Below are 10,396 nucleotides of genomic sequence, written 5' to 3' on the forward strand. Positions count from 1 at the left end.
CCTCGCCGCCCCCCTCTCCCTCCGCGCGCCGGCGGCCCCGGCGGCCCGCCGCGGGCCGGGCGGACCCGAGGCCCGCCCGGCCTGCGACACGGCCTCCCGCTCGCCCCCTCTCCCGTCCGGCCCGCGACACGGCCTGCCCGGGTCCGGGGCCCGCCCGGCCCGGGCAGGGCGGGTCAGTCCGTGAAGCCCAGTTCGCGGGCGATCAGCATGCGCTGGACCTCGCTCGTCCCCTCACCGATCTCCAGGATCTTGGAGTCGCGCCACATCCTCGCCACGGGGAACTCGTTCATGAAGCCGTATCCGCCGTGGATCTGTGTCGCCTCGCGCGCGTTGTCGACGGCGATCGTGGACGAGTACAGCTTCGCCATCGCCGCCTCCTTCTTGAAGGGCTCGCCGCTCAGCAGCCGGGACGCGGCGTCGCGCCAGCCCACGCGGGCCATGTACGCGCGCATCTCCATGTCGGCCAGCTTGAACTGGATCGCCTGGTTGTCGCCGATCGCGCGGCCGAAGGCGTGCCGCTCGCGGGCGTACTTCACCGACTCGTCCACGCATCCCTGCGCGAGCCCCGTGCCGAGTGCGGCGAGCGCGATCCTGCCCTCGTCCAGGATGCGCAGGAACTGCGCGTACCCGCGGCCCTCCTCGCCCAGCAGGTTCGCCGCGGAGACGCGGACGTCCGCGAACGACAGCTCGCGCGTGTCCGACGCGTTCCAGCCGACCTTCGAGTACGGCGGCGCCACCGTGAACCCGGGTGTGCCGGACGGGACGATGATCGAGGAGATGCGCGGCTTGCCGCTCTCCGTACGGCCGGTGACCGCCGTGACCGTCACCAGGCCCGTGATGTCCGTGCCCGAGTTGGTGATGAAGCACTTGGTGCCGTTGATGACCCACTCGTCGCCGTCGCGCACCGCCGTGGTGCGCGTACCGCCCGCGTCCGAGCCGCCGCCGGGCTCCGTGAGGCCGAACGCGCCGAGCATCTCGCCCGCGCACAGCCGGGGCAGCCACTCGCGTTTCTGCTCCTCGGTACCGAAGCGGAAGACCGGCATGGCGCCCAGCGAGATGCCCGCTTCCAGGGTGACCGCGACGGACGAGTCGACCCTGGCCAGCTCCTCCAGGGCGAGGCACAGGGCCAGGTAGTCGCCGCCCATGCCGCCGTAACTCTCGGGGAACGGCAGCCCGAACAGGCCCATGCGGCCCATCTCCCGCACGATCTCGTACGGGAACTCGTGCCGCTCGTAGAAGTCGCCGATCTTCGGTGCGACCACGTCGTGTGCGAACTCCTCCACCGTGCGCCGGAGTTCCTCGTGCTCGTCGGAGAGTCTGTGATCCAGGGACATCGCGTCGTCACCCCTTGTGGGTCAGGGCCCGTACGGTACGGGAGGGACTGGGCCGGCCGAGCCGGTCGGCCATCCAACCGCTGGTGGCGACCAGTCGGTCGAGGTCGACGCCCGTCTCGATGCCGAGTCCGTCGAGCATCCAGACGAGGTCTTCTGTGGCGAGATTGCCGGTGGCGCTCTTGGCGAACGGGCACCCGCCGAGGCCGCCCGCCGACGCGTCGACCGTGGTCACGCCGTGCTGGAGCGCCGCCAGTGTGTTGGCGAGCGCCTGGCCGTACGTGTCGTGGAAATGCACACCGATCACGTTGGTCGGCACGCCCTCCTCGTTGAGCTCGGCGAGCAGGCTCTGCACATGCCCCGGTGTGGCGACGCCGATGGTGTCGCCGAGGCTCAGCTCGTCGCACCCGAGGTCCATCAGGGCCTTCGCGACCCGGACGACCTGATGGATGGGGACGGGCCCCTCCCACGGGTCGCCGAAACACATCGACAGATAGCCGCGTACCCGCATCCGGTGCTCGCGCGCCCTCGCCACGACCGGGCCGAACATCGCGAGCGACTCGTCCACCGAGCGGTTGAGGTTGGCCTTGGCGAACGACTCCGAGGCGCTGCCGAACACCGCGATGCGGCGCACCCCGAGCTCCATGGCCCGCTCCAGGCCGCGCCCGTTGGGCACCAGGACGGGCAGCGCCACCTCCCCGAGGTCGCTCAGCATCGGGAACAGCTGCTCCGCGTCGGCCAGTTGGGGAACCCACTCGGGGCGCACGAAGCTGGTGGCCTCGATGACGGAGAGGCCCGCCTCCGCCAGCCGGTGGATGAACTCGGCCTTGACCTCGACCGGGACGACCGCCGACTCGTTCTGGAGGCCGTCGCGCGCGCCGACCTCGTAGATCCGCACGCGCGGCGGAAGGCCCTGTGCCGGTACGGCCATGGGCAGCCCGGCCGTCCGCCCGGGCGCGCCGGACGGGCCCGCCGCTTTTGTCATGACTCCTCCTTCGGTTCCTTCGGTGTGACGACGGCCAGCACCTGGTCCATGGCGACGGTCGACCCGGGACGTACGTCGAGCTCGGTGACGGTGCCCGCGTACGGGGCGGAGACCACGTGCTCCATCTTCATGGCCTCGACCACCAGGAGGCTCTGACCCGCCGTCACGGTGTCGCCCGTCGCGACCTTCACGACCGTCACGGTGCCGGGCATCGGCGCCGTGAGCGAGCCGCCCCCGGCGGCGGCGCCGGACCTGCCGGCCTCGACGGGGTCGTGGTCGCGCAGCTCCCAGCCGTCGCCGTCCCGCCCGAGGAAGACGCCGTGCGGTGTGCTCAGAGCGGCGAACCGGTGGACCGTACCCGCGTACTCCACACCCGTGTACGCGACTGCCGCGGGGTCCGCACCGCCCGAAGGGGCCGGAGCGCCGCCGTCCACGAGCCGCGCCGCGACCGGCTCCGCTCCCGTGGCGCCGTCGCCGACCCGCACCTCGCCGCCCCGCACGCTGACCGTCACCGGCTCCTCGCCGGGGACGCGGAAGTGGTACGGCACCCAGGCGGGCGTCCCGCCGAGCCGCCAGCCGTCGGCCGCCGAGAACGGGTCCCGCCAGACGCCGGAGTCGCCGGAGTCCCCTCCCGCGCCTTCTCCGGCGCCCCTTCCGCCCGTGCGCGTTCCGCCGGCGCCTCTGTCACCCGCGTCCCTTCCGCCCGTGCCCCGTCCGCCCGCGCGCAGCAGCGCCGCCGCCGCGTACGCCTCCGGGGGCACACCGCCCGGCAGCAGGCCCTCGGCCTCCTCCTCGACCAGACCGGTGTCGAGGTCGCCCGCCGCCACCCTCGGATGGGCCAGCAGCCGTCGCAGGAAGCCCGCGTTCGTCGTGACGCCCAGCGTGACCGTGTCCGCGAGCGCGCCGCGCAGCCTGCGCACCGCCGTCGCCCGGTCGGGACCGTACGCGATGATCTTGGCCAGCATCGGGTCGTACGCGCTGCCGACCTCGGTGCCCACCGTGAGCCCCGAGTCCGTGCGGACGCCGTCGCCCGCCGGCTCACGCAGGCTCAGCACCCGCCCGCCCGTGGGCAGGAAGCCGCGCGCCGGGTCCTCGGCGCACAGCCGGGCCTCGATCGCGTGGCCGCTGAGCGCGACGTCCTCCTGCGCGAACGGCAGCGGCTCGCCGGCCGCGACCCGCAGCTGGAGCTCCACCAGGTCGACGCCGGTGACCAGCTCCGTCACCGGATGCTCCACCTGGAGGCGGGTGTTCATCTCCATGAAGTAGTACGACGAAGGGTCCGCGCCCGGCACGATGAACTCGATGGTGCCCGCGCCCACATAGCCGCACGAGCGGGCCGCCGCGACGGCCGCCTCGCCCATCGACGCCCGCGTGCGCTCGTCCAGCAGGACCGAGGGGGCCTCCTCGATCACCTTCTGGTGGCGCCGCTGCAACGAGCACTCCCGCTCGCCGAGGTGCACGACCCCGCCGTGCGCGTCCGCGAGCACCTGGATCTCGATGTGGCGCGGCCGGTCCACCCACCGCTCCACCAGCAGCGTGTCGTCGCCGAAGGACGCGCTCGCCTCGCGGCGCGCCGCCGCGATCTCCTCGGCCAGCGCCGCCTCGTCCCGCACCAGGCGCATGCCCTTGCCGCCGCCGCCCGCCGACGGCTTCAGCAGCACCGGCATGCCGATCTTCCGCGCCGCCTCGGCCAGTCCGGCGTCGCTCAGACCGCTGCCCGACGAGCCGGGGACCACCGGGACGCCCGCCGCAGACACCGTCTCCTTCGCCCTGATCTTGTCGCCCATCAGGTCGATCGCGGACGCCGGGGGCCCGATGAAGACGAGCCCCGCCTCCTCGCAGGCGGCGGCGAAGCGCGCGTTCTCCGCGAGGAATCCGTACCCCGGGTGGACCGCCTCCGCGCCCGTGCGGCGCGCCGCGTCCAGCAGCCGCTCCACGGACAGATAGCTCTCGGCCGCCGCCGCGGGGCCGATCCGTACGGCCGTGTCGGCCGCCCGCACATGGCGCGCGTCCGCGTCCGCGTCGCTGAAGACCGCGACCGAGCGCAGCCCCATCGCGCGCAGCGTGCGGATCACCCGGACGGCGATCTCACCCCTGTTGGCGACCAAAACGCTGCCGAACATGTCGGGCATCGTCACTTCCGACTCCTCACATCCTGAAGACGCCGTAACCCGGCTCGCCCAGTGGTGCGTTGGCGCAGGCCGTCAGCGCGAGGCCGACCACCCGGCGGGTCTCCAGCGGATCGATCACGCCGTCGTCCCACAGCCGCGCCGTCGCGTAGTACGCGTTGCCCTGCTGCTCGTACTGCGCGCGGACCGGCGCCTTGAAGGACTCCTCGTCCTCGGCCGGCCACTGCTCGCCCCGCCCCTCCAGCTGGTCGCGCTTGACCGTGGCCAGCACCGAGGCGGCCTGCTCGCCGCCCATCACGGAGATCTTCGCGTTGGGCCACATCCACAGGAAGCGCGGCGAATACGCCCGCCCGCACATCGAGTAGTTGCCCGCGCCGTACGAACCGCCCACCACGACCGTCAGCTTCGGCACGCGCGCGCAGGCCACCGCCGTGACCATCTTCGCGCCGTGCTTGGCGATGCCGCCCGCCTCGTAGTCCTTGCCGACCATGAAGCCCGAGATGTTCTGGAGGAACAGCAGCGGGATGCCGCGCTGGTCGCACAGCTCGATGAAGTGCGCGCCCTTCTGCGCCGACTCCGAGAAGAGGATGCCGTTGTTGGCGACGATCCCCACGGGATGGCCGTGAATCCGGGCGAACCCCGTCACCAGCGTCGTACCGAACTCGGACTTGAACTCGGCGAAGCGGGAGCCGTCCACCACCCGCGCGATCACCTCCCGTACGTCGTAGGGCGTGCGCGAGTCGACCGGTACCGCCCCGTACAGCCCCATCGGGTCGGCCTTCGGCTCTTCCACCGGCTCCACCGACCAGGGCAGCGGGCCGCGCTCCGGCAGCGTCGACACGATCGTGCGCACGATCCGCAGCGCGTGCGCGTCGTCCTCCGCGAGGTGGTCCGTGACGCCGGAGACGCGCGCGTGCACCTCGCCGCCGCCCAGCTCCTCGGCCGTGACGACCTCGCCCGTGGCCGCCTTCACCAGCGGCGGGCCGCCCAGGAAGATCGTGCCCTGGCCGCGCACGATCACGGCCTCGTCGCTCATCGCGGGGACGTACGCCCCGCCCGCCGTGCAGGACCCGAGCACCGCCGCGATCTGCGGGATGCGCGCGGCCGACATCCTGGCCTGGTTGTAGAAGATCCGGCCGAAGTGCTCCCGGTCCGGGAAGACCTCGTCCTGCATCGGCAGGAACGCGCCGCCCGAATCGACCAGATACAGGCACGGCAGCCGGTTCTCCAGGGCCACCTCCTGCGCGCGGAGGTGTTTCTTGACCGTCATCGGGTAGTACGTGCCGCCCTTGACGGTCGCGTCATTGGCGATGATCACCGCCTCCCGGCCGGAGACCCGGCCGATTCCCGCGATCACCCCGGCCGCCGGGGCGTCCCCGCCGTACATCCCCTCCGCCGCGAGCGGCGCGAGCTCCAAAAACGGCGAGCCGGGGTCCAGCACGCCGTCCACCCGGTCGCGCGGCAGCAGCTTTCCGCGCGCGGTGTGGCGGGCGCGGGCGCGCTCGCCGCCGCCAAGGCGCGCCGCGGCGAGCCGGCCGCGCAGCTCCTCGGCCAGCGCCTCGTGCGCCGCCTCGTTGGCCCGCCAGGTCTCGGATGACGGGTCGGCGGCGCTCGCCAGCACCGGTGCCTGTCGCATGTACGCCCCCCGGATGAGGATGTAGAGCGGGTGGTTAATGAGCGTTAACGTTCCGTCCCAGGTTAACGACCGCTAACAACTCTGTCTAGAATGAATCGATGACGACCAGAACGGCGGCACCGACCCGCAGGGAGCAGATCCTCAAGCACGCCGCCCGCCTCTTCGCGGAGCGCGGCTTCCACGGCGTGGGAGTGGACGAGATAGGCGCGGCGGTCGGCATCAGCGGCCCCGGCCTCTACCGCCACTTCCCCGGCAAGGACGCGATGCTGGCCGAACTGCTCGTCGGCATCAGCGAGCGCCTCCTCGAAGGCGGCAGGCAGCGCTCGGCCGACGCGTCGGGCCAGGGCCCCGCCGCGGTGCTCGCCTCCCTCATCGAGGGACACATCGACTTCGCGCTCGACGACCGCCCGCTGATCACGCTGCACGACCGCGAGCTCGACCGGCTGCGCGAGGACGACCGCAGGAGGGTGCGGCAGCTCCAGCGGCAGTACGTGGAGCTGTGGGTCGGTGTCGTACGGCAGCTGTACGGCCTGGTCCCCGAGGCGGAGGCGCGCGCGGCCGTCCACGCCGTGTTCGGCCTGCTCAACTCGACGCCCCACTTCAGCTCGCCCCGCGGGGCGCTGCCCGACCGCGCGGGCACCGCCGAGCTGCTGCGCGGGCTCGCGCACGGCGCGTTCGCCGCACTCGGCGCGCGGCCCGCCCCGACGGCGCCCTCAGGTGCCTCGGACGGCTCAGGTGTCTCAGGTGCCTCAGGCGCCTCGGGGGTCCACCCCGTCGACACGATCGACATGATCGACACGGTCGGCGAGACGGGGCCCGGGCCCGGCACGGCCCTCTGAAGCGGCCCAGGGCCGGAGGCCGGGACAGGCGTTCGCGCGTCCCGCGGACCGGACGGGCGGCGCCCCGATCGCGGGTGACGGCACAATGGGCTCATGCCGATACCCAGCCGCCCCGAGCTCGCCGAGCACCTCGTACGGACCCGCATCGCCGGGAACGTCGCCACACCCCGCGACAACAACCTGTCCCACTACCGCAGACTCGCCAACGGCGACCGCCACTACTGGCTGGGCCTGGAGCTCGGCGACCGGTGGACGGACGAGCAGGACGTGCTCGCCGTGATGGCGGAGCGCTGCGGCGTCGTGGACGACCCCGAATTCAGATCGGGCCAGGACACCATCGACCCCGAACTGACGATCGACGGCCTGGAGCGCATGGCGGGGCGGCTGCGCAAGGCCGCGGAGGGCGGGGAGCGTGTGCTGTTCGCCACGGGTCACCCGGGCGGCCTGCTCGACGTGCACCGGCAGACGGCGGACGGCCTGCGGGCGGCGGGCTGCGAGATCGTGCGGATTCCCGAGGGCCTCGTCGCGGACGAGGGCATGGTGGTCCAGTTCGCGGACATCTCCATGCTGGAGCGCGGGGCGACGCTGTGGCACACGCACTCCCCGGAGCCGATGCGGGCGATCCTGGACGCCCTGGAGAGCGAGGGCAGGCCGCTGCCGGACCTCGTCGTCGCGGACCACGGCTGGGCGGGCTACGCGGGACAGCGCGGTCTCGACTCGATGGGCTACGCCGACTGCAACGACCCCGCGCTGTTCATCGGCGAGGCGGAGGGCACGCTCCAGGTCACGATTCCCCTGGACGACCACGTGACGAGCCCCCGGCACTACGACCCCATGACGGCGTACCTGCTGAACGCGGCCGGGCTCCTCCCCGAGTGACACGTCCGGCGCCCGACGGGTGCCCGGCACGGGCGGGGCGCTCCGCACGGGCGAACGGGCGCGCGCGGGCAGGCCCCACGCCCCCGCAGGGCGGAAGCGCCGCGTCCACCGCCCCGTCGCGTCGGCAGCGTGGCACGCGTCGGCCGCGAAGGACGCGCCGGTCGCGCGCGGGACGCGTCAGTCGCGCGGGACGCGCATCACGCCTTCCTGGATGACCGAGATCGCGAGCCGGCCGTCGCGTGTGTAGATGCGCGCCTGGCCGAGGCCCCGGCCGCCCGAGGACGACGGGGACTCCTGGTCGTACAGCAGCCACTCGTCCGCCCGAAACGGCCGGTGGAACCACATCGCGTGGTCCAGGCTCGCGCCGACGATGTCGCCGACCGCCCACCCGCCGCGCCCGTGGGCCAGCAGGATCGAGTCGAGCAGCGTCATGTCGGACACGTACGTGGCGAGGCAGACGTGCAGCAGCGGGTCGTCGGCGAGCGCCCCGTTCGTACGGAACCACACCTGGGAACGCGGCTCGCGCGCCTGGCCGACCGTCGCGAACGGCGGCTCCTGGACATAGCGCAGGTCGACAGCGGCGCGGGTTTCGAGCAGCCGGTCCACGACGGTCGGGCTGATGAACTTGTCCGCGTACTTCGGCAGCAGCTCCGCGGCCGACGGCAGGCTCTCCGGATCGGGCGCGTCCGGCATCGGAGCCTGGTGGTCGAGCCCCTCCTCGTACAGCTGGAAGGACGCCGACAGGTGGAAGATCGGCTGTCCGTGCTGGACGGCCACCACACGGCGTGTGGTGAACGAGCGGCCGTCCCGGATGCGGTCCACCGTGTAGACGATGGGCGCGCCCGGATCGCCCGGCCGCAGGAAGTACGCGTGGAGCGAGTGCGCCATACGGTCGTCGGGCGCGGTGCGGCCCGCGGCGACCAGCGCCTGCGCGGCGACCTGGCCGCCGAAGACGCGGGGGACCACGGACGTGTGGCTCCTGCCGCGGAAGATGTCCTGCTCGATCCGCTCCAGGTCGAGCAGGCCGAGCAGGGTGTCGAGTTCGGTGTTCATGGGACGAGTCTGGACCAGGCCGCCGGGCGCACCGGTCACAGGCCCATGGACTTGGCGATGATCATCTTCATGACCTCGCTGGTCCCGCCGTAGATGCGGTTGACCCGGTTGTCGGCGTACAGACGGGCGATCGGGTACTCGTTCATGTAGCCGTAGCCGCCGTGCAGCTGGAGGCAGCGGTCGATGACGCGGCTCGCGACCTCCGTGCAGAACAGCTTCGCGGACGCGGCCTCGGCCGCCGTCAGCTCGCCCAGGTCGTGCGCTTCAAGAGCGCGGTCAGCGACGGCCTCCGCCGCGTCGACCTCGGCCTGGCAGGAGGCCAGTTCGAACTTGGTGTTCTGGAAGGAAGCGACCGATTTCCCGAAGACCGTGCGGTCCCGCACGTACTCCTTGGTGAAGCGGATCGCGGCGGCGGCCTGCGCGTACGCCCCGAAGGCGATGCCGAGGCGCTCCTGCGGCAGGTTCTGGCCGAGGTAGGAGAAGCCCTTGTTCTCCTCGCCGAGCAGGTCGGCGACCGGCACCTTGACGTCCGTGAACGACAGCTCCGCGGTGTCCGAGGTCTTCAGGCCGATCTTGTCGAGCTTGCGCCCGACCGCGTAGCCCTCCGACTTCGTGTCCACGACGAGCAGCGAGATGCCGAAGCGGCGGTCGTCGGCGGACGGCGGCGCGGTGCGGGCGCAGACGATGACGCGGTCCGCGTGCACGCCGCCCGTGATGAACGTCTTGGACCCGTTGAGCACGTAGTGCGTGCCGTCCTCGGACAGCTTCGCCGTCGTCTTCATCCCGGCCAGGTCGGAACCGGTGCCGGGCTCCGTCATGGCGATCGCGAACATCGTCTCGCCGCTGATGAAGCCGGGCAGCCAGCGCTTCTTCTGGTCGTCGGAGGCGTACGCCTTCAAGTACGGCAGGCAGAGCGCGACATGCACGCCGGAACCGCCGAACGAGACGCCCGCGCGGGCGGTCTCCTCGGAGAGGACGGCCTGGAACTTGAACGACTCGATGCCCGCGCCGCCGTACTCCTCCGGCACCTCGATGCCGAAGACGCCCAGCTCGCCGAGCTTGTAATAGAAGTCGCGCGGCGCCTGGCCCGCGGCCAGCCACTCCTCGTACTGCGGGACGACCTCGGCCTCGATGAAGGCCCTCAGGGTCTGCCGGAACGACTCGTGGTCCTCGTTGTAGACGGTACGACGCATGGCAGGGCCTCCTCCGCGGCGATCCGCCGCCTCCGGTTGACGCGATCGACCGGCCCGGCGATCGGGGCGTGACGGTCGGCGCAGTGCTCTAAGCGCTTGCTCAGCCAAAGTTACCGGGCGGTTAGTACGCATGTCCAGGGCGGCCCCGGGTGGCCACCGCCACTTCGGGGGCGGGCCGGCCGAGGGCGTCCCCCGAGCGCGGCGCACCCGGCGGCGGGCCCCCGGGAAGCGTCCCCCATCGCGGCCCACCCGGTCGGCGGCGCCGCCGTCCGCCCGGGCCCCCCCCCCGCCGGGCCGGGGGGGGCGGGGGCATACCCAACCGGTTGAGGCCGTCCACGTGGCCCAGCCCGG

7 protein-coding genes and 1 pseudogene are annotated in these 10,396 nt (G+C 72.7%); 2 read left to right on the plus strand and 6 right to left on the minus strand.

Features of this window, described 5'->3' with window-relative positions; translation table 11 throughout:
• Positions 1-173: 173 nt before the first annotated feature.
• Genes LCE31_RS18970 through LCE31_RS18985 form a run of 4 tightly spaced genes read right to left on the minus strand, consistent with a single transcriptional unit; the run spans position 174 to position 6,081 of the window.
• Positions 174-1,334 carry an acyl-CoA dehydrogenase family protein gene (locus tag LCE31_RS18970; protein ID WP_225015706.1) on the minus strand — a complete coding sequence of 387 codons (1,161 nt, stop codon included), beginning with the start codon at positions 1,332-1,334 and terminating at the stop codon, positions 174-176.
• 7 nt (positions 1,335-1,341) lie between these two features.
• Positions 1,342-2,316, minus strand: coding sequence for a hydroxymethylglutaryl-CoA lyase (locus tag LCE31_RS18975; protein ID WP_225015708.1), 975 nt, complete (start codon positions 2,314-2,316; stop codon positions 1,342-1,344).
• On the minus strand, positions 2,313-4,439 hold the full coding sequence (locus LCE31_RS18980; protein WP_308042267.1) for an acetyl/propionyl/methylcrotonyl-CoA carboxylase subunit alpha: 2,127 nt from the start codon (positions 4,437-4,439) through the stop codon (positions 2,313-2,315). The genes LCE31_RS18975 and LCE31_RS18980 overlap by 4 nt, the downstream gene beginning before the upstream one ends.
• Positions 4,440-4,464: 25 nt before the next feature.
• On the minus strand, positions 4,465-6,081 hold the full coding sequence (locus LCE31_RS18985; RefSeq protein ID WP_225015709.1) for a carboxyl transferase domain-containing protein: 1,617 nt from the start codon (positions 6,079-6,081) through the stop codon (positions 4,465-4,467).
• 98 nt (positions 6,082-6,179) lie between these two features.
• On the opposite strand from LCE31_RS18985, the pseudogene LCE31_RS18990 reads away from it, so the two are divergent.
• Together LCE31_RS18990 and LCE31_RS18995 are read left to right on the plus strand one after the other, a co-directional pair.
• Positions 6,180-6,767 (plus strand): annotated as a pseudogene (locus LCE31_RS18990) (SACE_7040 family transcriptional regulator); the annotation flags it as partial.
• A 246-nt stretch (positions 6,768-7,013) separates the two neighbouring features.
• Positions 7,014-7,799, plus strand: coding sequence for a phosphatase (locus LCE31_RS18995; RefSeq protein ID WP_225015710.1), 786 nt, complete (start codon positions 7,014-7,016; stop codon positions 7,797-7,799).
• A 177-nt stretch (positions 7,800-7,976) separates the two neighbouring features.
• Here LCE31_RS18995 and LCE31_RS19000 read toward each other — a convergent pair whose 3' ends face one another.
• Positions 7,977-8,852 (minus strand): acyl-CoA thioesterase, encoded by an 876-nt coding sequence (locus tag LCE31_RS19000; RefSeq protein WP_225015711.1) that lies wholly within the window; start codon positions 8,850-8,852, stop codon positions 7,977-7,979.
• Positions 8,853-8,887: 35 nt separating this feature from the next.
• Complete coding sequence (locus LCE31_RS19005; RefSeq protein ID WP_225015712.1) at positions 8,888-10,045, minus strand: acyl-CoA dehydrogenase family protein; 1,158 nt, start codon at positions 10,043-10,045, stop codon at positions 8,888-8,890.
• Positions 10,046-10,396: the final 351 nt, after the last annotated feature.

Origin of the sequence: Streptomyces sp. 8L, assembly GCF_020176795.1 — a bacterium.
Taxonomy (GTDB): Bacteria; Actinomycetota; Actinomycetes; order Streptomycetales; family Streptomycetaceae; genus Streptomyces.

Excerpts from the sequence above, each read along its gene's own strand:
- LCE31_RS18970 (WP_225015706.1), bottom strand. The coding sequence starts at position 1,334 with ATGTCCCTGGATCACAGACTCTCCGACGAGCACGAGGAACTCCGGCGC.
- LCE31_RS18975 (WP_225015708.1), bottom strand. The coding sequence starts at position 2,316 with ATGACAAAAGCGGCGGGCCCGTCCGGCGCGCCCGGGCGGACGGCCGGG.
- LCE31_RS18980 (WP_308042267.1), bottom strand. The coding sequence starts at position 4,439 with ATGTTCGGCAGCGTTTTGGTCGCCAACAGGGGTGAGATCGCCGTCCGG.
- LCE31_RS18985 (WP_225015709.1), bottom strand. The coding sequence starts at position 6,081 with ATGCGACAGGCACCGGTGCTGGCGAGCGCCGCCGACCCGTCATCCGAG.
- LCE31_RS18995 (WP_225015710.1), top strand. The coding sequence starts at position 7,014 with ATGCCGATACCCAGCCGCCCCGAGCTCGCCGAGCACCTCGTACGGACC.
- LCE31_RS19000 (WP_225015711.1), bottom strand. The coding sequence starts at position 8,852 with ATGAACACCGAACTCGACACCCTGCTCGGCCTGCTCGACCTGGAGCGG.
- LCE31_RS19005 (WP_225015712.1), bottom strand. The coding sequence starts at position 10,045 with ATGCGTCGTACCGTCTACAACGAGGACCACGAGTCGTTCCGGCAGACC.